Here is a 19,850-nt window from a genome sequence, read left to right on the forward strand (position 1 = left end):
GCCGGGGCGGGGTGGGGTTTGTAGCCAAGACGACACCGGGAGGGACCCTCGGGTGCGAGCCTGGCCGCATGGCGACCTTCGCCGGCAGGAAGATCGAGGCGTACGTCGGGCCCCGGGAACTCGGTGCCGCCGACGACCTCGAGGCGGTGGTGGTCGACTTCATCGGCGGCGCCCGGGAGAGCCTCGACATCGCCGTGCAGGAACTCGACTCGGAGCCGATCGCCCAGGCGATCCTCGACGCCCGGTTCCGGGGCGTCAGCGTCCGGATGGTGCTGGAGCAGGACTACCTGCGGACGGCGAAGCTGCCCCGGGTCACCGCCCGGCCCGGCGAGCCCGAGGCCGACGCCCGGCACCGGGCCCAGTGGGAGCCGGAGCCCGGCAGCCGCAGCCTGGAACCGAACCGGCGGATCGTGGCCGCACTGCTGCGCTGTGACGTCGACGTCAAGGCCGACTACAACCCGGCGATCTTCCACCAGAAGTTCGCGGTCCGGGACTACCGGCAGCGGGCTGGCGGGCGGACGGCGGTGCTCTCCGGCTCGGCGAACTTCACCGGCACCGACTGCCACCGCAACCTCAACCACGTCGTACTCTTCCACGACGCCCGGATCTGTCGGGAGTACGCCGACGAGTTCGCCCGGCTCCGGCAGGGACGGTTCGGGCGTGGCGAGCACGGCCGGGTGCCGAACGCGTACAACGTCGGCGGGGTGCCGGTGAAGGTGCTGTTCGCGCCGGACCACACCCCGGAACTGGAGATCATGAAGCAGATGCTGAAGGCGACCGAGCGGGTCGACTTCGCCATCTTCACCTTCTCCGGCTCGTCCGGGATCGACGACGCGATGATCGCGCTGGCCGCCGCCGGGCGTACCGTGAGCGGAGCGGTGGACCCCGGGCAGGGCATGCAGAAGTGGGCCGCCACCCACGAACTCGACCGGGCCAACATCGCGCTCCACGCCCCGATCCGGTCACCGGCCTTCGGCAAGCTGCACCACAAGCTGATGGTGATCGACGAGGCGGTGGTGATCGCCGGTTCGTTCAACTACACCGCCCCGGCCAACCAGTACAACGACGAGAACATCTTCGTGATCGGCAGCCCCTATCCGGACCTGCCCCGTCGGGAGGGCGGTCCGACAAATCCCGACCGGTGCGCGGAGATCGCCGGCTTCTTCCGGGCCGAGATCGAACGGATAGAACTCGCCGGCGAGCGCTTCCTCGGACAGCGTTAGCCGGAGTTCTGTGACATCACCGCAAGCCCGGTGCCGCGGCTCAGCCCGCACTCGTCGAGCGGTTGCCGCCGCTCCGCTACCAGGGCCAGTGCCTCCAGTACGGCGGCGACCGCCGGATGGACCGGCCCGTCGCCGCTGGAGCGCGTCACCGCGAAGATCCGTCGACCGGTGACCGGCCGGAGCAGCGGCTCGACGTGCACCCCGGCCGGTACGTTGCGCAGCGCCATCCCCGGCACCAGGGCGGCACCGAGCCCGGCCGCCACCAGGTCCAGGGTCAGCGCGAAGTCGATCGCCCGGTGCCGGATGTCGGGCTCGAAACCGGCCAGGTGGCAGGCGTGCAGGGTGGACCCGCCGCACGGGGTGTGCACGGCACTGGCCACCCAGGGCACGTCGGCGAGGTCGGCGAGCCGTCCGGTGTGCCGACCCCAGCCGGCCGGGGTGATCAGGTGCATCGGGTCGGTGGTGATCGGATGCCGGTCCAGCTCGGCGGTGGCGATCCCGGGCACGTGGTCGTACTCCTGGAGAACCGCGATGTCGAGTACGGCGGAACGCAGGTCCAGCCGGCTCTGCTCGTCCTCCGCCTCACTCACCCGTACGTCCAGGTCGGGGTGCGCGGCCATCGCCTGGGCGGCGGCCGGGGCGACCAGTGCGCCGGCGGCGGACGGGAAGGAGCCGACCCGGACGGTACCGGCGACCCGCTGGTGCGCGACGGCCAGCCCGGTGACCGCCTGCTCGACGGCGCCGAGGATCCGCTCCGCGTGCCGGGCCAGCACCTGGCCGGCGGAGGTGAGAACCACGCCCCGGCCGGAGCGTTCGACAAGCGGATAGCCGGCCTCCCGGGCGAGCTGGGCGAGCTGTTGGGAGACCGCCGACGGGGTGACGTGCAGGGCGGCGGCGGCAGCGGTCACGCCGCCGCGCAGCGCCACCTCGTGCAGCACCCGCAGGCGCCGGACGTCGAGATCCATGTAGCCACGCTACAGCGCCGGTTAAGAATCTTGAACTGGACCTTAACCGAGCTGGCCGGCAGCGTGGTGCGCATGAGATTTCCGCACCGCATGCAGGCGGTTCTGGTCGCCGCCCTCTGGGGGGTCAACTTCGTCGTCATCGAGGTGGGCCTGCGCGACCTGCCGCCGCTGGTGCTGACCGCGCTGCGGTTCGTCGCCGCCGCGCTGCCGCTGGTCTTCCTGGTCCCCCGGCCGACCGCGCGGTTGCGGTACGTGCTCGGCTACGGCCTGATCCTCGGCGTCTTCAAGTTCGGCCTGCTCTTCGTCGCCATCGACGCCGGGATGCCGCCCGGGCTCGCCTCACTGGTGTTGCAGACCCAGGCGCTGGTCTCGGTGATGCTGGCCACCGCCTTCCTCGGCGAGCGACCCAGCGGTACCCAGCTCGCCGGGGTGCTCACCGGCTCGGCCGGCATCGCCCTGCTCGCGGTCGGCGCGGGCGGGCACGCCACCGCGATCGGGTTCGCGCTCACCCTGGCCGCCGCCGGCAGTTGGGCGCTGGCGAACGTGGTGATCCGGACCAGCGGCGAGACCCGGCCACTGTCGCTGCTGGTCTGGTCGAGTCTGGTACCGCCGCTGCCGCTGCTCGGCCTGGCCGGAGTGGTGGACGGTCCACGGGTGGTGATCGACGCGATCACCGGGATGTCCTGGAACGCCGTACTGGCGGTCGGCTATGTCGGGTACCTCTCCACGCTTGTCGGCTGGGGCATCTGGAACCGGCTCATCGGCATCTACTCGGTGGCCCGGGTCGCCCCGTTCAGCCTGCTGGTGCCGATCTTCGGGCTGACCGCCGCCGCACTGCTGCTCGGCGAGCCGATCACCGGTACGGAGATCGTGGCCGGTGCCGTCGTGCTGGGCGGGTTGGCCCTGGTGGTGCGTACCCCGGGCCGCCGGGGCGGCGCCATCACGACAACGCCCGAGTCGGCCGGCGGGGCGGGGGCGCCGGCGACCGGCCCGGCGTTGGTCCCGCCGCCGACGGCCACCGGTCCGGGCCCACGGCACTGACCGCAGAGGTCGGCGCCCGCCTCAGGGCTGGAAGCGGTAACCCATCCCCGGCTCGGTCAACAGATGCCGTGGTCGGGACGGGTCGTTCTCCAGCTTCCGGCGCAACTGGGCCATGTACTGCCGCAGGTAGTTCGTCTCCGACTGGTACTGCGGTCCCCAGACGTCGTGCAGCAGTTGACGCTGGCTGACCAGCCGGCCCGGGTTGCGTACCAGGATCTCCAGCAGGTGCCACTCGGTCGGGGTGAGCCGCACCTCGGCACCCTCGGCGGTACGCACCGTGTGTGCGGTGAGGTCCACGACGTACCGGCCGACCTCGACCGCCGGCACCTCCTCGCCGGCTCCGGCGGCCCGTCGGGTCACCGCGCGGACCCGGGCCAGCAACTCGTCGACGCCGAACGGCTTGGTGACGTAGTCGTCGGCACCGGCGTCCAGTGCCGCCACCTTGTCCTGGCTGCCGGCCCGGCCGGAGAGCACGATGATCGGCACGTTGGTCCAGCCGCGCAGTCCCCGGATCACCTGCACGCCGTCCATGTCCGGCAGGCCGAGGTCGAGCACCACGATGTCGGGTCGGTGGCTGGCCGCCAGCCGCAGCGCCGTGGCGCCGTCCCCGGCGATCTCGACGTCGTACCGCCGGGCCTTCAGGTTGATCCGCAGCGCGCGGAGGATCTGCGGCTCGTCGTCGACCACAAGTACCCGGGTCACCCGGTCCCCTCCTCGTCGGCCACCGGCAGTCGCAGCACCATGGTCAGCCCGCCGCCGGGGGTCTCCTCCGGCTCCAGGCTGCCACCCATCGCCTCGGCCAGGCCCCGGGAGAGCGCCAGTCCGAGCCCGAGCCCGGCGTGGTTGTCCCGGTCACCCTGGCGCTGGAACGGCAGGAAGGCCCGCTCCCACTGCTCGGCTGGCAGCCCCGGACCCCGGTCCACCACCCGCAGCTCGACGAAGCCGCCGTGCTCGCTGGCGGTGATCGCCGGTGGCCGGTCCGCCGGGCTGAACCGCAGCGCGTTGGCGACCAGGTTGACCACCACCCGTTCCAGCAGTCCCGGATCGGAGCGGACCGCCGGCAGGTGCGCGGGCAGGCTGACCCGGACCCGGCGGGCCGGCTCGCCCAGCTCGTCCAGGGCCGACGGCACCACGTCCTCCAGGCCGAGGAACGCCGGTCGCAGCCCCAGCGCCCCGGCCTGAAGCCGACTCATGTCCAGCAGGTTCGCCACCAGCCGGGTCAGCCGGTCCAGCGACTCCTCGGCGGTGGCCAGCAACTCGTCCCGGTCGGTGTCGTCGAACTCGACGTCGGCGCTGCGCAGGCTGGTCACCGCCGCCTTCGCCGAGGCGAGCGGGGTACGCAGGTCGTGGCTGACCGCCGCCAGCAGCGCGGTACGCAGCCGGTCCGCCTCGGCGATCGGCTTGGCCGCCGCCGCCTCCTCGGCCAGCCGCTCCTGCCGCAGCGCCACGGCGGCCTGTGCCGCGAACGCCTCGACGATGCGCCGGTCGGCCGCCGGCAACACCCGGCCGCGCAGCACCAGCCGCAGGTCGTCGTCGACGCCCGCCTCGACGTCACCGGCTGCCGGGGTGCCGCACGGCTCGGCGCCGACGTTGGCGGCCACCCGCCAGGCTCGGGGGTCCCGTTGCCGGTCCGGGCTCTCCGGCGCGTCCCGGGAGCCTTCCAGCAGGGTGACCGAGCCCAGCCCGTAGGTCTCGCGCAGCCGTTCCAGCAGCGCGGTCACCGGCCGGGCACCCCGGACCACACTGCCGGCGACCGCGCCGAGCAGTTGCGCCTCCGCGCTGGCCCGGGCCGCCTCCCGGGTACGCCGGGCGGCCAGGTCCACCACCCCGCTCACCGAGGCGGCGACCAGCAGGAAGACCACGAGCGCCAGCAGGTTCTCGGTCTCGGAGATGGTGAACCGGTGCACCGGCGGGGTGAAGAAGAAGTTGATCAGCAGTGAGCTGAGCAGCGCGGCGAGCAGCGCCGGCCACCAGCCGCCGACCAGGGCGATCCCGACCACGGCGGCGAGGAAGAGCAGCAGGTCGCTGGTGAGCGACAGCTCGTCGGCGAGCAGCCAGAGCAGGTACGTCAGCACCGGTATGCCGACGACGGTCAGGCCGAGCCCGATCAGGCGGCGCCGCCGGGAGAGCGCGGCCGGCGGTGTCACCAGGCGGCCCCGGCCGGCCTGCTCGTGCGTGACCAGGTGTACGTCGATCGGCCCGGAGAGCGCTGCGGTGGTGGCCCCGACGCCCCGGGAGAGGATCTGGGCGAACCGGCCCCGGCGGCTGGCTCCGAGCACGATCTGGGTGGCGTTGACCCCTCGGGCGAAGTCCAGCAGCGCGGTCGGGATGTCGGCGCCGATCGCCTGGTGGTAGCTGCCGCCCAGCCGCTCCACAAGCATCCGCTGCCGCTCCAGGGTGCTCGGGTCCGCGCCGCGCAGCCCGTCGCTGCGGGACACGTGGATCGCCATCAGTTCGGCGCCCCGGCCCCGGGCCGCGATCCGGGCCGCCCGGCGGATCAGCGTGTCGCCCTCCGGCCCGCCGGTCAGCCCGACCACCACCCGTTCCCGGGTCTCCCAGGTGGCGGCGATGCCCTGGTCGGCCCGGTACCTGTCGAGCTGGTCCTCCACCTTGTCGGCCAGCCAGAGCAGGGCGAGTTCGCGCAGCGCGGTGAGGTTGCCGATCCGGAAGTAGTTCGCCAGCGCCGCGTCGATCTTGTCCGGGTGGTAGATGTTGCCGTGCGCCATCCGCCGGCGCAGCGCCTCCGGGGTCATGTCGACAAGTTCGACCTGCTCGGCGCCGCGTACCACGCCGTCCGGCACGGTCTCCCGCTGGACGACCCCGGTGATCTGCTCCACGACGTCGTTGAGCGACTCGAGGTGCTGGACGTTGACCGTGGAGAGCACGTCGATGCCGGCGTCCAGCAGTTCCTGGATGTCCTGCCAGCGCTTGCCGTTGCGCGATCCGGGCACGTTGGTGTGGGCGAGTTCGTCCACCACCGCGACCTCGGGCCGGCGGGCCAGCACCGCGTCGACGTCCATCTCGGTGAAGTCGCTGTCCCGGTAGCGGATCGTCCGGCGCGGCACCACCGGCAGGTCGCCGAGCATCGCCGCGGTGTGCGGGCGGCCGTGGGTCTCGACCAGACCCACCACCACGTCGGTGCCGCGGGCCGCCCGCCGGTGCGCCTCCTCCAACATCGCGTACGTCTTGCCGACCCCGGGGGCGGCCCCGAGGTAGATGCGCAGTTGCCCGCGTGCCACGCTGCCGATCCTGCCTTATCTCTCGGGGCCGCCCGGTGCCATCTCTCGGTGCCGCCCGGTGCCGATCAGCCGCCGGCCGGCAACTCGCGGTCGAGGGCGAGGTTGAGCTCCAGCACGTTGACCCGGGGCTCGCCGAGGAAGCCGAGCCCCCGCCCGTCGGTGTGCTCGTCGACCAGCCGGCGTACCTGCTCCGGGGTGGTGTGCCGCTCCCGGGCGACCCGGGCCACCTGGATCGCCGCGTACGCCGGGCTGATGTGCGGGTCGAGGCCGCTGCCGCTGGCGGTGACCGCGTCGGCGGGTACCGCCGGCTCGGCGGGAGCGTCGCCCCGGATCGGGGTGATCACTCCACCGGAGTAGTCCTGCCCGGGGACCGCGCACTCGACCGCGACCCCGCCGTGGGTGGCGACGAACGGGGTGGCCGGGCAGGCCTGGTTGACGCTCACCGCCCGGGTCACCGGGCCGGTCAGCCCGTCGCGGTGGAAGACCCGCAGCACCGCACCCACCCCGTCCGGGGTGCAGAACGGTCGCCGGCCGTCGACGCCGTCGAGTTCGCCCGCCGCCCGGCTGCGGGTGCAGACCTGGGTGAGCAGGCTCTGGGTACCCTCGTCGGGTTTTCCCTCCTCGTCGACCGCGCCGGGCACCGGAAGGGTGTCCTCGACGCTCTCCGGCCCCAGGTTGCTGGCGCCGCTGGAGGTCGGGTCGTAGCCGTCGCCGGCCGCCGACGGGCGGGGCTGGAAGTAGCGCGGTACGGGGTTGCCGTCCGGGTCGGTGAAGGACTGGCCGAGCAGCGCGCTGCCGACGACGGTGCCGTCCGCGTCGCGGACCAGCGAGCCCTCGGCCCGGTCGTGCAGGCCGGGTAGCTGGCCGACCGCGACCATGACCAGTGGGTAGGCCAGGCCGAGCAGTGCGGTGCAGACCAGCACGGCCCGGAACGCGGCCAGGTGTTGGGCGAGCCAGGTGGGTAGGCGCATCACGAGATCCCTGGGATGAGCGAGATGAGGAGGTCGAGGAGTTTGATGCCGACGAACGGTGCGACGACGCCGCCGAGGCCGTAGACCCACAGGTTGCGGGTCAGCAGCCTGCTGGCGCTGCTGGGGCGGTAGCGGACGCCGCGCAGGGCGAGCGGGATAAGCAGCACGATGATGATCGCGTTGAAGACCACCGCGGCCAGGATCGCGGAGGACGGGCTGGCCAGCCGCATGATGTTCAGGGTGTCCAGGCTGGGATAGATCCCGGCGAACATCGCCGGGATGATCGCGAAGTACTTGGCGATGTCGTTGGCGATCGAGAAGGTCGTCAACGCCCCCCGGGTGATCAGCAACTGCTTGCCGATCTCCACGACCTCGATCAGCTTGGTCGGGTCGGAGTCGAGGTCGACCATGTTGCCGGCCTCTTTCGCCGCCGTGGTGCCGGTGTTCATCGCCACCCCGACGTCGGCCTGGGCCAGTGCCGGCGCGTCGTTGGTGCCGTCGCCGGTCATCGCGACCAGCCGGCCGCCCTCCTGCTCCCGCTTGATCAGCGCGAGCTTGTCCTCCGGGGTGGCCTCGGCGAGGAAGTCGTCGACGCCTGCCTCGTCCGCGATCGCCTTCGCGGTACGCGGGTTGTCACCGGTGATCATCACGGTCCGGATGCCCATCCGGCGCATCTCGTCGAACCGCTCCCGCATGCCGGACTTGACCACGTCCTTGAGGTGGATCACCCCGAGGGCGCGGGCGGGTTCGCCGTCGACGTGCTCGGCCACCACAAGTGGGGTACCGCCACCGCCGCTGATCCCGTCGACGATCTCCCCCACCTGGTCGGTCGGGTGTCCGCCGTTGTCGCGTACCCACTTCATCACGGCTGCGGCCGCGCCCTTGCGTACCCGCCGGGCCGGGCCGCTGGCTCCACCGTCGACGGTACTGTCCGGGGTGAGGTCGACACCTGACATCCGGGTCTGCGCGGTGAAGGGTACGAAGGTGGCGTGCGGGATCAGCCCCGGTTCCCGCTCCCGCAGCCCGTACGCGTTCTTCGCCAACACCACCACCGAGCGCCCCTCCGGGGTCTCGTCGGCCAGACTGGAGAGCTGGGCCGCGTCCGCCACCTGCTCGGCGGTGACCCCGTCGACCGGGACGAACTCCGCCGCCTGCCGGTTGCCGAGGGTGATGGTGCCGGTCTTGTCCAGCAGCAGCGTGTTTACGTCACCGGCGGCCTCGACCGCCCGGCCGCTCATCGCCAGCACGTTGCGCTGGACGAGGCGGTCCATCCCGGCGATGCCGATCGCGGAGAGCAGCGCGCCGATAGTGGTGGGGATCAGGCAGACCAGCAGGGAGACCAGCACGATGCCGGTGACCCCGTCGGCGTTGATCGCCGCGGTGTCCGGCGCCGCCCCCTGGAAGGCCTTCGAGAAGATCGCCAGCGGCTGGAGTGTCACCACCGCCATCAGGAAGATGACGGTGAGCGCCGCGAGCAGGATGTTCAGGGCGATCTCGTTCGGGGTCTTCTGCCGGTTCGCCCCCTCCACCAGGGCAATCATCCGGTCGATGAAGCTCTGCCCCGGCTGCTGGGTGATGCGTACGACGATCCGGTCGGAGAGCACCTTCGTGCCGCCGGTCACCGCGCTGCGGTCGCCGCCGGACTCCCGGATCACCGGAGCGGACTCGCCGGTGATCGCCGACTCGTCCACACTGGCGATCCCCTCGACCACGTCACCGTCACCGGGAATGATCTGTCCGGCCTCGACCAGCACGATGTCGCCGTGCCGCAGTTCGGTGGCGGCCACCGCCTCGTCCCGGTAGGCACCCGGACTGGTACCGGGCGACCAGCCGGTGAGCCGGGTCGCGACGGTGTCCCGCTTGGCCTGCCGCAGCGTCGCGGCCTGTGCCTTGCCCCGACCCTCGGCGACCGCCTCGGCCAGGTTGGCGAAGATCACGGTCAGCCAGAGCCAGACGGTGATCGCCCAGGCGAACCCGGTCGGGTCGGCGATGGCCAGCGCGGTGGTGAAGACCGCGCCGACCTCCACGATCAACATCACCGGGTTGCGCCACAGCGTCACCGGGTTGAGCTTGCGGACCGCGTCCGGCAGCGAGCGGACCAGCTGCCGGGGATCCAACAGCCCTCCACCGATCCGGCCACCGCTCGTGGGGCCGGAGGACGGCAGCCCACCGGAGGGGGCGGGTACCACCGGGCTGACAGTCATCTTCCCTTTCCTCATCATGTCGTTGCGGAATGTCACCGGACTCACAACCCCTCGGCCAGCGGGCCGAGCGCCAGCGCCGGCAGGAAGGTCAGCGCCACCAGGATCAGCGTCACGCCGGTGAGCATCCCGACGAAGAGCGGCCGGTGCGTCGGCAGCGTTCCCGCCGAGGCCGGTACCGGCTTCTGCCTGGCCAGCGCGCCGGCCAGGCCGAGCACGAAGATGATCGGCAGGAACCGGCCGAGCAGCATGCAGAGCCCCAGCGCGGTGTCCCACCACGGGGTGTTGACCGTGATGCCGGCGAACGCCGAGCCGTTGTTGTTGCTCGCCGAGGTGAAGGCGTAGAGCACCTCGGACAGGGCGTGCGGGCCGACGTTCAGCGCTGTCGCGTTGTTGCCGGTGGCGAAGGCCGCCGCCGTGCCGACCAGCACCAGCATCGGAGTGGTCAGGAAGTAGAGCGAGGCAAACTTGATCTCCCGTGCGCCGATCTTCTTGCCGACGTACTCCGGGGTGCGCCCCACCATCAGGCCGGCCACGAAGACCGTGATCACGGCGAGGATCAGCATGCCGTACAGGCCGGCGCCGACCCCGCCCGGCGCCACCTCGCCCAGCATCATGTTGACCAGCGGCATCATCCCGCCGAGCGGGGTGAACGAGTCGTGGAACGAGTTGACCGCACCGGTCGAGGTGAGCGTGGTGACCGCGGCGAAGGTCGCCGAGTTGGAGACCCCGAACCGGGCCTCCTTGCCCTCCATCGCCGCCCCGACCGCCTGCGGCACCGTACCGCCGCCGGTCAGCTCGAAGACGTTGGTCAGGGTGATGCTGACGATCGCCAGGATCGCCATCACCGCGACGATCGCGTAGCCCTGCCGGACCTGCCCGACCATCCGGCCGAAGACCCGGGGCAGGCTGAACGGGATCACCAGGATCAGCAGCATCTCGACCCAGTTGGTCCAGGTGGCCGGGTTCTCGAACGGGTGCGCGCTGTTGGCGTTGTAGAAGCCACCCCCGTTGGTGCCGAGTTCCTTGATCACCTCTTGCGAGGCGACCGGGCCGCCGGTGATGGTCTGGGTGCCGCCGGTCACCGTTGTCACGTCGGTGCCACCGGAGAGGTTCTGCACCACCCCGCCGATCATCAGCACGACGGTGCCGAGTACCGCGATCGGCAGCAGCACCCGCAGGGTGACCCGGATCAGGTCGACCCAGAAGTTGCCGAGTTGGTCGGTCCGGCTGCGGGCGAAGCCCCGGACCAGGGCCACCGCCACCGCCACGCCCACCGCGGCGGAGACGAAGTTCTGCACCGCCAGCCCGGCCATCTGCACCAGGTGGCCCATGGTCGACTCACCCGAGTACGCCTGCCAGTTCGTGTTCGTCACGAAGCTGACCGCGGTGTTCCAGGCGATGTGGTCCGGTACCGCGTCCAGGCCGAGGGAGAGCCAGAGCTTGTCCTGCAGGCGCAGGAAGGCGTAGAGGAAGAGCAGGGAGACCAGCGAGAACGCCAGTACGCTGCGGGCGTACGTGCCCCAGGACTGCTCGGCCCTGGCGTCGACACCGATCAGCCGGAAGATGCCCCGCTCCACCCGGGAGTGCCGGGTCCCGGCTACCACCCGGTACAGGTAGTCACCGAAGGGCTTGTGTACCGCCACCAGCACCACGGCGAGCGCGGCGACGAGGATGATGCCCGCGGTCGTCGTACTCATCTAGAAACGCTCCGGGAACAGGAGGGCGAACAACAGGAAGACGGCCAGCCCGGCCGAGAGCACCAGGCCGATGAGATTGACTGCGCTCACAGCCGCTCCACCGCCCGGGCGAGCAGGCCGAGAGCCGCGAAGAGCCCCAGCGTCAGCATCACGAACACGACGTCGATCACCGAACGTCCTCTCCAGCACGCGCGTCCAGGCGACCGTTCTCGACCGCCCGATCCAGGTAAACGCGGAGGCGGGGTACCGGGGGCCGGTTCTGACACTTCGGCTACGCGGCCGAGCCCCTTCTTGACATGATCTTGACGCCCAGCGCGTGGCGGATCTTGAAGTCCGGCGGTGGCTGGCTGCGGGTTTCCCGGCTCCCCTGCCGGGTAGCCCGGCCGGGGGACCACACGGGGGGTGCGGGATGGCGGAATCGGAAGCCTGGGTGCACGAGGCCACCGCGACGGCCGAGGGGGGTCGGCTGCGTACCGACGACGGTGAACTCTCGACCACCCTGGCCTCGCCGTTGGCACCGCACTGCACCGGGCTCGCCCCCGAACAGTTGCTCGCGGCGGCGTTCGCCTCCTGCCTGCACCACGCGGCGGTCGAGGCGGCCACCGGGATCACCGACGAGGCGCACACCGTCCAGGTCCGCGCCCAGGCGCGGCTCGCCCGGGACGCCGACGGGCTCTACCGGGCCGACGTGCGGGCCAGCATCGCCTCCGTCGGGCTGAACCGGGACCAGCTCACCGACCTGGCCCGGTACGCCGACCGGCTCTGGCCGTTCTCCAGCGACGGCGGCCGGCACACCCTCACCGTCGGCCCGGCCGAGCCCGGCCAGCGCTGACGACGCTCCGCGGCCCTACCGGAAGCCGGCGGTCACCGCCCGGTGGTCGCTGGCCGGGGTACGGACGACCCGGGCGTACGCCGCGGTGAGCCCCCGGTAGAGCACGTGATCGGGCCGGGCCACCGGCAGGGCGGCCGGCCAGGTGAAGCCGGGTCCCCTCCCGGCGTCGGCCTGGGCGTCCTTGAGCAGTTCGGTGAGCGGTTCGATCATGCGGTCGGTGGTGGCGGTGTTCAGGTCGCCGAGCACGATCAACCGCTCGGCCGGGTCCTGCCTGATCCGGGTGGCCAGCGCCGCCACGGTACGGTCCCGGGTGCCGGTGTCCCCGGCCCGGGCCGAGCCAAGGTGGACGACGTAGACGACCACGTCGCCGCCGGGCGCGGCGACCACCGCCCGCAGCGCCCGGGTCCAGGCCAGCCCGGTGTCGACGCCGACGTCCTCACGGATCGGGTACCTGCTCCAGAGCGCGACGGTCGAGACGGCCGCCCGGTACGGGTACCGCTCGGTGAGCACCTCCGAAACCGGAATGCGGGTGTCGCCGGAGATCTCCTGCAACCCGATCAGGTCGGCCTCGGTGTCGGCGAGGCTGCTCACCGTGCCCGCCGGGTCGGGGTTGCCGGCCCGCAGGTTCTGGCTGGCCACCCGCAGCCGGACCGACCCGCCACCGCCGTGGGGCAGCCATGCGGTGCCGAAGAGCGCCGCCCAGAGCACGGCCGGCACCAGCGCGGCGGCGAGCGCGACCCGGGACCGGCGCAGTGCGGCGGCGAGGATCAGCAGCGGAACGCCGAGACCGAGGAAGGGCGCCCCGCTGTCCACCAGGCTGCCCAGGCCACGCACGTTCGGGATCAGCCGGTGGCCCGCCATCAGCGCGGTCAGTAGGGCGGCCGCGCCAAGGATCAGCGTGCCGCGGCGCCGCCCCCGCCCAGCCGGCCAGCCGTCCGCCGGCTTGATCTTGCTCTCCGCCACCGAGAGCATCGTATCGGAGCCGGCGCGGTCGCGGACCGAGGATCGGATGGCGCCGCCGACTCGGGAAAGGGCGGCCCTGCCCGAGCGGATGGCGCCGGTTCGACCTTTCGGACCAGTCCCCGGCGGGCCCGACCGGGCCAGCCGAACTGGACCGAACGACCGAACCGGGCGATCTTGGACGCCGACCCTGGCGACGACGGCGAAGCGTACCCGCCCGGCACCGCCCGCACGGCAAGACGGACATGCCAGACCTGTCCGGTCCCGCCGATCCCGGCCCGGCTGCCGACGAGTGCCCGGTTGACCAGGCAAAACTGTGGCGCAGACCACTGTTCTGGCCGATCCCATTCAGCTCGGCTTTACCTAACCTCGGCGGGTGCCTCACAGGGAACAGATTGATCGTGGACAGGACAACGAAGCGCAGGCTGACCGTTCGGCTGATATCGCCTCCGCCGACCAGGTAACCGGCCGCCATCGGGCCGACCCGCCGGGCCGGCTGCGCCGCACCCGGACACTGCTTTCGTCACCCCGGTTCCGGGTCGGCTCGGCCGCCGCGGTGGCCTGCTGCCTCGGCGCCGTGGTCTTCGTCGAGTCGCAGACCGGGACCGGCCCGGCCGCCCCGGCCCCGGCCAACCTGCTCGCCGAGCGCGCCGCCAGCGCCGAACGGCAGCCCGCCTCCCGGGCCACCGAACGGGCTCCCGCGCCGACCCCGACCCTCGCGCCGAGCGTCGCGCCGACCCCCACCCCCGCCGCCACGCCGACCACCCGGCCATCGGTGGCCCGGACCAAGGTCGCCCGGGTCAGCAAGAAGCCCACCCGGCCGACCCCGGTCGCCGGGCTCACCCAGACGCAGATGGACAACGCGCACACCATCGTGCAGGTGGGCGTGAAGATGGAGGTCCCGCGCCGGGGACTGGTGGTCGCGATCGCCACCGCCATGCAGGAGAGCAACCTCTACAACCTGGCCAGCGGAGCACTGCCGGAGTCGCTGAACCTGCCGAACCAGGGCGTCGGCTACGACCACGACTCCGTCGGACTGTTCCAGCAGCGACCCAGCTCCGGCTGGGGCACCGTGGCGAACCTGATGCGCCCGGCGTACGCGGCGGAGCGGTTCTACGCCGCCCTGCTCCAGATCCCCGGCTGGCAGGAGATGAGCGTGGCCGCCGCCGCGCAGGCGGTACAGATCTCCGCGTTCCCCGACGCGTACGCCCAGCACGAGGTGCGGGCCGGCACTGTGGTCGGCGCACTGGTCTGAGCGGTACGCCGGGCGGCGGTCAGTAGCGGCGCCACTCCGCACGGGCGTACTCCAGCACCCGTGGGTGCAGCAGGGTCGACGGCGGCAACTCCAACCGCTGCCGGTCCGGCGGGAAGTTCGTGGCGGCCCGCAGCGTGCCGGAGTCCAGATAGCGCAACCGGGGTACGTCGGCCGGCAGCCCCAGCGCCGGAGCCGTCGACCCCGGGGCGGCGAGCAGGAACCCCCAGTCGCCGAACGAGGGCACGTCCACGTGGTACGGCGCCGTGGTGAACCCGGCCTCCCGCAGCGACGCCGCCACGCACCAGTACGACCGGGGCGCGAAGTACGGCGAACCCGCCTGCACCACCACCCGGCCCCGCTCGGCGACCACCGCCCGGACCAGCGAGTAGAACTCCACCGAGTAGAGCTTCGCGGTCGCCGTCTCGTCCGGGTCCGGCAGGTCCACCACCACCGCGTCGAACCGGTCCGGCTGGGTGCGCAGCCAGGCGAAGGCGTCGGCGTGAACGATCCGGACCCGGGGGTCGGCGAAGGCGTCCCCGTTCAGCGTCCGCAGTTGCGGCTCGGTCCGGGCCAGCCGAACCACCGCCGGATCCAGCTCCACAAGTGTCACCGAGTCGACGTCGGGATAGCGCAGCAGCTCCCGTACCGCCAGCCCGTCGCCGCCACCGAGCACCAGTACCGAACGCCGGGTGCCGGTCAGCACCGGGTGCACCAGCGCCTCGTGGTAGCGGTACTCGTCGACCGAGCTGAACTGGAGGTCCCCGTTGAGATAGAGCCGCAGGTCGGTGACGCCCTGCGCGACCAGTGGCACCGAACGGGTCAGCACGATCTCCTGGTATCTGCTGCGCTCGGCGTGCACCACCGGATCCCGGAAGAGCTGCTGGCGGGCGGTCACCTCGAAGTCGGCGGCGGTCAGGTAGGCGTACCCGAGGATCAGGCCGACCGCGACGGTGCCGGCGGTCAGCGCGAGCCGGACCCGGGCGGTCAGCTCGCGCCGGAACACGGTGCCGACCAGCGCGAGCCCGGCCAGCGCGTTCACCACCCCGACCACGAGCACCCCGCGGAGCTGGCCGAAGAAGGGCATCAGCAGGAACGGGAAGGCGAGGCCGCCGAGCAGCGCGCCGACGTAGTCGGCGGCGAAGAGGTCGGCGACGGCGCTGCCGGCGGACTGTTCCCGGATCCGCTGCAGGAGCACCATCAGCAGCGGAATCTCCGCCCCGATCAGCAGCCCGAGCAGCAGGGCGGTGCCGACCAGCGCCGGAGCGTAGAGGTCGAGCCAGGCGAAGGCGGCGTAGAGGCCGAGCACCGAGAGCCCACCGAAGAGCGCGAGGGCGAGTTCGACGACCGCGAACGCGGCGGCGGCCCGGTTCTGGAACGGCTTGGCGAGCAGCGCTCCGATCCCCATCGCGAAGACCATCACGCCGAGCACGATCGACGCCTGGCCGACGGTGTCCCCGATCAGGTAGCTGCCGAGCGCCACCAGGGCCAGTTCGTAGACCAGGCCGCAGGCGGCGCAGACGAAGACCGCGCCGAGCACCCCGGCCCGGGCCGCCCGCCGCCGTGGCCGGTCCGCCGGGCCACTCGACCCGGTACCTGCGGAGTCGGCTCGCGGCGGCGGACCGGCACCCGCGGAGTCGGCCTGGGGCGGCGGATCGGCACCTGCCGGGTTCGCCTGCGGCAGCGGATCGGTCCGGGTCGAGCTCATCGTCGGCGACCGCTGCCGCCGCGGCCGTTCCCCGGGGCGACCACAAGGTCGGCAGTCAGGCTGCGGCCCGCGGCGGATCCGACCGACTTCTGCCTCTGGTGCCGGCGCTCGAAGACGCCGATCGCCAGGAAGAGGGCGGTGAGCAGGAAGAGCCCGGCGGCGCCGAGCATGAAGGCCCAGCGGTCGCGCCAGAAGTCGTTACCGGGATCGGGCAGCTGTGCTGGTGCCGCATCGGCCGTGGCCGGCGGCGCCGCCCTGGTCGCCGAGCCTGCACCGGCCTCCGAGACCAGCAGCGGCAGGAAGGTTGCGGCCTGGCAGATCGCCCGCCCCGGATCGTCGATGAACTGGTCCGAGTCGACACCGAGTCGCTGCAGACCCCGGTCGAAGTCGATGTGGGCCAGGTCGGCGGAGCTGGTCACCTGGTACCAGGCACTGTCGCTCGACTCGCTGCTCGCCGAGGTGTACCTGATCGACGCGTCGATCTCCACCCAGCGGGGACAGCGGGCGGGATCGCTGTCCACCGGCACGTTGTCACCGAGACTGGAGCCGATGCTGACCGGTGGGTCGCCGAACGACGCCCCACCGCTGCGCAGCCGCCAGCCGTAACAGATCTGCTGCGTCGTGTGCGCCTGCCGGAGCAGCGTGACGGTGTCGGCCCGCGCCGCGAGCTCGGGCGGCGGCACCCGGGTGCTGTCGTCGCTGGGACTCAGCACCGCGACGACGATGGCTCCCACGATGAGCAGACACACGACGCCGGCCAGGGTGACCTTGAGCCGGTTCGCGGTCTTCTCCGCGGCCTTCGCCCGCCCGGCGGCGATCCAGCGAGCGTTCCCACTCTGCCCGCCGCCGCCCGTCGCACCGCTGCCCTTTGCGCCGCCGCCCTTTCCGCGGGCGGCCATCAGCTGATAGCGGCCGCGACGACGGCCCCGCTCGCCAGGTGCACCACCGCCGACACCCAGACCGCCGGGTGCGGCTGCGGGTCGACCAGGATCTCGCCCAGCCGTCCCGGGGTGACCAGGTCGAGCAGGAGGAAGGCTCCGCCCATGATCAGCAGACCGAGCAGCCCGTACGCGGCTGTGCTCACGAGCCCTTCGACGAAGTCGTCGTGGCTGACCACGATCGCGGTGGTGACGACGATGCCCACCCCGACCAGGTTGGAGGCGAGCAGCAGTGCGGCGTTGCGGTTGCGGTCGGCCCAGATCAGGTCGTGCAGCCGGCCCGGGGTGGCCAGGTCGACCACCACGTAGCCGACCGCCATCAGCACGAGCCCGACCACCCCGTAGGCGAGGGTGGCCAGCATGTCGGTGGCGAGGGTCGTCAACACATCAGGCTCCGGAGGGATGAGAAAGGGGGTGAGAGATAGCAGTTGGAAGATAGTCAGTGGGCGGAAGCCGTCGGGGGTTACTTGCCGGCGCCGGGGCCGCCACCCCGGACCGAACTGCCGCGCCCCCAGCCCCAGGCGTGGCCGACCGTACTGGAGTAGCGGGGATAGGCGGTGACCAGGCGCTCCAACAGGATCAGCGAGCCGCCGGCCAGCGGCAGGATCACCACCGAGTCCTCGTCGTAACGGAGGTAGACGCCGCTGGAGTCGACGTACTGGTCGGCGGGCCGCCACGCCCCGGTGATCTCGTCGGCGACCACGCTCGGCGACTTGTCCGAGCGGTACGCGGTCGCGTCCCGGCCGATGTCCTGAGCCGCCGCCCGGGTGTACCGGTCCTGCACGTAGCCGCGCGGGAAGAAGTTGCCGTAGAAGATGGCAAAGCCAGCGATCAGGGCGCCGACCAGGGCGAACGCGCCACCGACCACGAACCACCTGCGGTACTTCATACCGCCGTCACCACCGTTTCCGTCTCGACCAGTTCCCCGCTCTGCGGGTACGCATGCCAGGTGTGCCAACCGATTCCGCCCGTCCCGCCACCACCCGGGTCCGTACGGCGCGACACCCGCAGCGCGGTTATCGCGTCCGGCCCGCCCGGAAAGACCCCGACCAGGGCGTACGGGTCGTCGGCGAGGTCCCGCCGCAGTTGGGCCGCCCGAGCCGACATCTCCGCCGCCGCCAACCGCCGCACCCGGGCGGTGAACCGGTAACCGGTGGCCGGATCGGCAAGCGTCGACGGTAGTTCGGGGCGTCTACCGGGCAGGCATGCCACGGTCTCGATCAGGCCGGCACCGGAACCCTCCAGCACCACCTGGTGGGAGGCGCCGAGCAGCCGGAGCTGGAGCCTGGTGCCGGGATGGCCCAGCTCTGCCAGCGGACCGAGGTCGAGCAGGTGCAGTGCGGGTTGTTCCGGCGTGTCCAGCGCGAGACTCAACTCGGCTGCGGTGGTGTCCTCGTACGCCGTGTGCAGGGTGACCAGCATCGCTCAGCCGATCCGCCCCGTCGCCGGATCGTCGGCGCCACCCGTCGCCTGTGGATAGATCAGCACCTCGGCCCGATGCAGCCGCTCACCCGTGCCGACCTCCCAGCGCTCGCTGTCGCCGTACGCCTCGAAGGAGAGCGCGGCGCCGTCGGCGGCGACGTAGTCGTGGTAGCGGACCGTGCCGGTCGGGTCGAGCCCGGTGCTGCCCGTCGAGGTGAAGGTGGCCCGTCCCGACTCGTCCCGCCGGTACCGCCGGCCGGCGACCTCCAGCTCGGCCGGGCCGGGGATGACGTCGGCGCCCGACAGCTCGGTCCAGAGCACCAGTTCCAGGTCCGGGTCCTCCTCGACCGAGAGCCAGACCTTGGCGCCGTGCGCGTCGTCGAGCAGGTGCTCCGTCCAGCTCCAGGCGCCCTCCCGGAACCGGAGCGTGCCGCGCACCCCGTACGAGGTGTGCCGGATCTCCACCAGGTCGCCGGGCTTGAGGGTACGCGGATCGCCGCGCAGCGCGTCGGCGTCGTCGTCGACGCTGCGGAACGGATCGCGTACCTGTGTTCCGGCCGGCCGCTCGGCCCGCTTCCGGGCGGTACGCAGCGCGACCACCGCCACCAGTACGCCCGCCGCCGCGATCAGCAGACCCGCCGCCGCAACCAGGTACGCCGTTGCCCCGTCCAACGCCCGTGCTCCTCTCGATCCCGCTGGCCGACGACGGTAACAAGGCCACGCACGCCGTCGGTAGTGCATGATCGAAAGATGGCCGGTAGGCGGGACGCAGACCACCGGACGGCCCTGTCCGGGTCGCCGGCCTGGCCCCGTTCCGGGCGACCGCGCTGTGTGGTTGGTCAGCGACGTTTCGACGACAACACCACTGCTCAGCGGTGTTTCGGCATCGCCACTACTCAGCGGTGTTTCGGCAGCACCACGATCTGCCCGAAGAACTCGTCGATCCGGCGGATGACGTCGTTGAAGTCGTCGAGGTCGATCGGCTTGGTGACGTAGGCGTTGGCCCGCAGGTTGTAGCTGCCGAGGATGTCCGTGTCGGCGTTGGACGTGGTCAACACCACGATCGGTATCGTCCGCAGGTTGTCGTCGCTCTTCACCTTGTTGAGCACCTGCCGACCGTCCATCCTGGGCATGTTCAGGTCCAGCAGGATCATGTCCGGCCGGAGCGCGTCCTGGTGCCGCCCCTCCTGGTACAGGAACTCCATCGCCTCCTGGCCGTCGCTCACCACGTCGATCGACTTCGGCACCTCGGAGCTGGCCAACGCCTCCTCGATCATCAGGACGTCGCCCGGGTCGTCGTCGACGACCAGAATGCGTACGGGGCTCGACTCGGCTGCGTCCACAGCACACCTGTCTCTGGTCGTGGGGATCTGTTGGGGGCGGTGGCCCGGGTCACGA

The 19,850-nt window shown here is 72.0% G+C and carries 19 protein-coding genes; 4 read left to right on the forward strand and 15 right to left on the reverse strand.

Going from position 1 to position 19,850, the window contains the following annotated elements; translation table 11 throughout:
* The first annotated feature begins 68 nt into the window (after positions 1-68).
* The gene (locus CLT71_RS05590; RefSeq protein WP_101366161.1) at positions 69-1,223 is read left to right on the forward strand and encodes a phospholipase D-like domain-containing protein; all 1,155 of its coding nucleotides are present in this window, start codon (positions 69-71) and stop codon (positions 1,221-1,223) included.
* Here CLT71_RS05590 and CLT71_RS05595 read toward each other — a convergent pair.
* Positions 1,220-2,188, reverse strand: coding sequence for a LysR family transcriptional regulator (locus CLT71_RS05595; protein WP_101366162.1), 969 nt, complete (start codon positions 2,186-2,188; stop codon positions 1,220-1,222). The genes CLT71_RS05590 and CLT71_RS05595 overlap by 4 nt on opposite strands.
* A 72-nt stretch (positions 2,189-2,260) precedes the next feature.
* Between CLT71_RS05595 and CLT71_RS05600 the strand changes: the two genes are divergently transcribed.
* Complete coding sequence (locus tag CLT71_RS05600) at positions 2,261-3,229, forward strand: EamA family transporter (RefSeq protein WP_101366163.1); 969 nt, start codon at positions 2,261-2,263, stop codon at positions 3,227-3,229.
* A gap of 21 nt (positions 3,230-3,250) precedes the next feature.
* Here CLT71_RS05600 and CLT71_RS05605 read toward each other — a convergent pair whose 3' ends face one another.
* The 6 genes from CLT71_RS05605 to kdpF all read right to left on the reverse strand — a co-directional run bounded on the left by CLT71_RS05605 (position 3,251) and on the right by kdpF (position 11,430).
* Positions 3,251-3,931, reverse strand: a complete 681-nt coding sequence (locus CLT71_RS05605) for a response regulator (protein WP_101366164.1) — start codon at positions 3,929-3,931, stop codon at positions 3,251-3,253.
* A complete protein-coding gene (locus tag CLT71_RS05610; RefSeq protein ID WP_101366165.1) occupies positions 3,928-6,468 on the reverse strand; it encodes a DUF4118 domain-containing protein in 2,541 nt (846 codons plus the stop codon). The genes CLT71_RS05605 and CLT71_RS05610 overlap by 4 nt, the downstream gene beginning before the upstream one ends.
* A 65-nt stretch (positions 6,469-6,533) precedes the next feature.
* Complete coding sequence (locus CLT71_RS05615) at positions 6,534-7,439, reverse strand: potassium-transporting ATPase subunit C (protein ID WP_101366166.1); 906 nt, start codon at positions 7,437-7,439, stop codon at positions 6,534-6,536.
* The gene (gene kdpB / locus CLT71_RS05620; RefSeq protein WP_101366167.1) at positions 7,439-9,643 is read right to left on the reverse strand and encodes a potassium-transporting ATPase subunit KdpB; all 2,205 of its coding nucleotides are present in this window, start codon (positions 9,641-9,643) and stop codon (positions 7,439-7,441) included. The genes CLT71_RS05615 and kdpB overlap by 1 nt, the downstream gene beginning before the upstream one ends.
* Positions 9,644-9,684: 41 nt before the next feature.
* Positions 9,685-11,340, reverse strand: coding sequence for a potassium-transporting ATPase subunit KdpA (kdpA, locus tag CLT71_RS05625; protein ID WP_101366168.1), 1,656 nt, complete (start codon positions 11,338-11,340; stop codon positions 9,685-9,687).
* Positions 11,341-11,430 (reverse strand): K(+)-transporting ATPase subunit F, encoded by a 90-nt coding sequence (gene kdpF, locus CLT71_RS05630; RefSeq protein ID WP_101366169.1) that lies wholly within the window; start codon positions 11,428-11,430, stop codon positions 11,341-11,343.
* A gap of 319 nt (positions 11,431-11,749) precedes the next feature.
* On the opposite strand from kdpF, the gene CLT71_RS05640 reads away from it, so the two are divergent.
* Positions 11,750-12,172 carry an OsmC family protein gene (locus CLT71_RS05640; protein ID WP_101366171.1) on the forward strand — a complete coding sequence of 141 codons (423 nt, stop codon included), beginning with the start codon at positions 11,750-11,752 and terminating at the stop codon, positions 12,170-12,172.
* Between the two features lie 15 nt (positions 12,173-12,187).
* Here the strand turns inward: CLT71_RS05640 and CLT71_RS05645 are convergent, their stop codons facing one another.
* Positions 12,188-13,135: an endonuclease/exonuclease/phosphatase family protein gene (locus CLT71_RS05645; RefSeq protein WP_486483073.1), complete on the reverse strand. Its 948-nt coding sequence runs from the start codon at positions 13,133-13,135 to the stop codon at positions 12,188-12,190.
* Between the two features lie 373 nt (positions 13,136-13,508).
* Between CLT71_RS05645 and CLT71_RS05650 the strand changes: the two genes are divergently transcribed.
* On the forward strand, positions 13,509-14,387 hold the full coding sequence (locus CLT71_RS05650; protein WP_101366173.1) for a hypothetical protein: 879 nt from the start codon (positions 13,509-13,511) through the stop codon (positions 14,385-14,387).
* A 19-nt stretch (positions 14,388-14,406) separates the two neighbouring features.
* On the opposite strand, the gene CLT71_RS05655 is transcribed toward CLT71_RS05650, so the two are convergent.
* From CLT71_RS05655 to CLT71_RS05685, 7 genes are all read right to left on the reverse strand, one after another.
* Entirely contained in the window at positions 14,407-16,092 is a 1,686-nt protein-coding gene (locus CLT71_RS05655) for a polyamine aminopropyltransferase (RefSeq protein WP_101366174.1), read from the reverse strand.
* Positions 16,089-16,991, reverse strand: a complete 903-nt coding sequence (locus CLT71_RS05660) for a hypothetical protein (RefSeq protein ID WP_101366175.1) — start codon at positions 16,989-16,991, stop codon at positions 16,089-16,091. Before CLT71_RS05660 ends, CLT71_RS05655 begins: the two co-directional genes overlap by 4 nt.
* Entirely contained in the window at positions 16,991-17,413 is a 423-nt protein-coding gene (locus tag CLT71_RS05665; protein WP_101371173.1) for a DUF350 domain-containing protein, read from the reverse strand. Before CLT71_RS05665 ends, CLT71_RS05660 begins: the two co-directional genes overlap by 1 nt.
* An 80-nt stretch (positions 17,414-17,493) precedes the next feature.
* On the reverse strand, positions 17,494-17,919 hold the full coding sequence (locus CLT71_RS05670; RefSeq protein ID WP_101366176.1) for a DUF4247 domain-containing protein: 426 nt from the start codon (positions 17,917-17,919) through the stop codon (positions 17,494-17,496).
* Positions 17,916-18,452: a DUF2617 family protein gene (locus tag CLT71_RS05675; RefSeq protein ID WP_101366177.1), complete on the reverse strand. Its 537-nt coding sequence runs from the start codon at positions 18,450-18,452 to the stop codon at positions 17,916-17,918. The genes CLT71_RS05670 and CLT71_RS05675 overlap by 4 nt, the downstream gene beginning before the upstream one ends.
* 3 nt (positions 18,453-18,455) lie before the next feature.
* Positions 18,456-19,124 (reverse strand): DUF4178 domain-containing protein, encoded by a 669-nt coding sequence (locus CLT71_RS05680; protein ID WP_101366178.1) that lies wholly within the window; start codon positions 19,122-19,124, stop codon positions 18,456-18,458.
* A gap of 224 nt (positions 19,125-19,348) precedes the next feature.
* Positions 19,349-19,795 (reverse strand): response regulator, encoded by a 447-nt coding sequence (locus CLT71_RS05685; RefSeq protein ID WP_199187517.1) that lies wholly within the window; start codon positions 19,793-19,795, stop codon positions 19,349-19,351.
* Positions 19,796-19,850 lie beyond the last annotated feature (55 nt).

The sequence above is a fragment of the Plantactinospora sp. CNZ320 genome (genome assembly GCF_002846275.1).

What these genes read in the sequence shown, in the direction of transcription:
- CLT71_RS05590 (WP_101366161.1), top strand. Translation starts at nt 69, where the DNA reads ATGGCGACCTTCGCCGGCAGGAAGATCGAGGCGTACGTCGGGCCCCGG.
- CLT71_RS05595 (WP_101366162.1), bottom strand. Translation starts at nt 2,188, where the DNA reads ATGGATCTCGACGTCCGGCGCCTGCGGGTGCTGCACGAGGTGGCGCTG.
- CLT71_RS05675 (WP_101366177.1), bottom strand. Translation starts at nt 18,452, where the DNA reads ATGCTGGTCACCCTGCACACGGCGTACGAGGACACCACCGCAGCCGAG.
- kdpB (WP_101366167.1), bottom strand. Translation starts at nt 9,643, where the DNA reads ATGACTGTCAGCCCGGTGGTACCCGCCCCCTCCGGTGGGCTGCCGTCC.
- CLT71_RS05660 (WP_101366175.1), bottom strand. Translation starts at nt 16,991, where the DNA reads ATGGCCGCCCGCGGAAAGGGCGGCGGCGCAAAGGGCAGCGGTGCGACG.
- kdpA (WP_101366168.1), bottom strand. Translation starts at nt 11,340, where the DNA reads ATGAGTACGACGACCGCGGGCATCATCCTCGTCGCCGCGCTCGCCGTG.
- CLT71_RS05600 (WP_101366163.1), top strand. Translation starts at nt 2,261, where the DNA reads ATGAGATTTCCGCACCGCATGCAGGCGGTTCTGGTCGCCGCCCTCTGG.
- CLT71_RS05640 (WP_101366171.1), top strand. Translation starts at nt 11,750, where the DNA reads ATGGCGGAATCGGAAGCCTGGGTGCACGAGGCCACCGCGACGGCCGAG.
- CLT71_RS05615 (WP_101366166.1), bottom strand. Translation starts at nt 7,439, where the DNA reads ATGCGCCTACCCACCTGGCTCGCCCAACACCTGGCCGCGTTCCGGGCC.
- CLT71_RS05670 (WP_101366176.1), bottom strand. Translation starts at nt 17,919, where the DNA reads ATGAAGTACCGCAGGTGGTTCGTGGTCGGTGGCGCGTTCGCCCTGGTC.
- CLT71_RS05655 (WP_101366174.1), bottom strand. Translation starts at nt 16,092, where the DNA reads ATGAGCTCGACCCGGACCGATCCGCTGCCGCAGGCGAACCCGGCAGGT.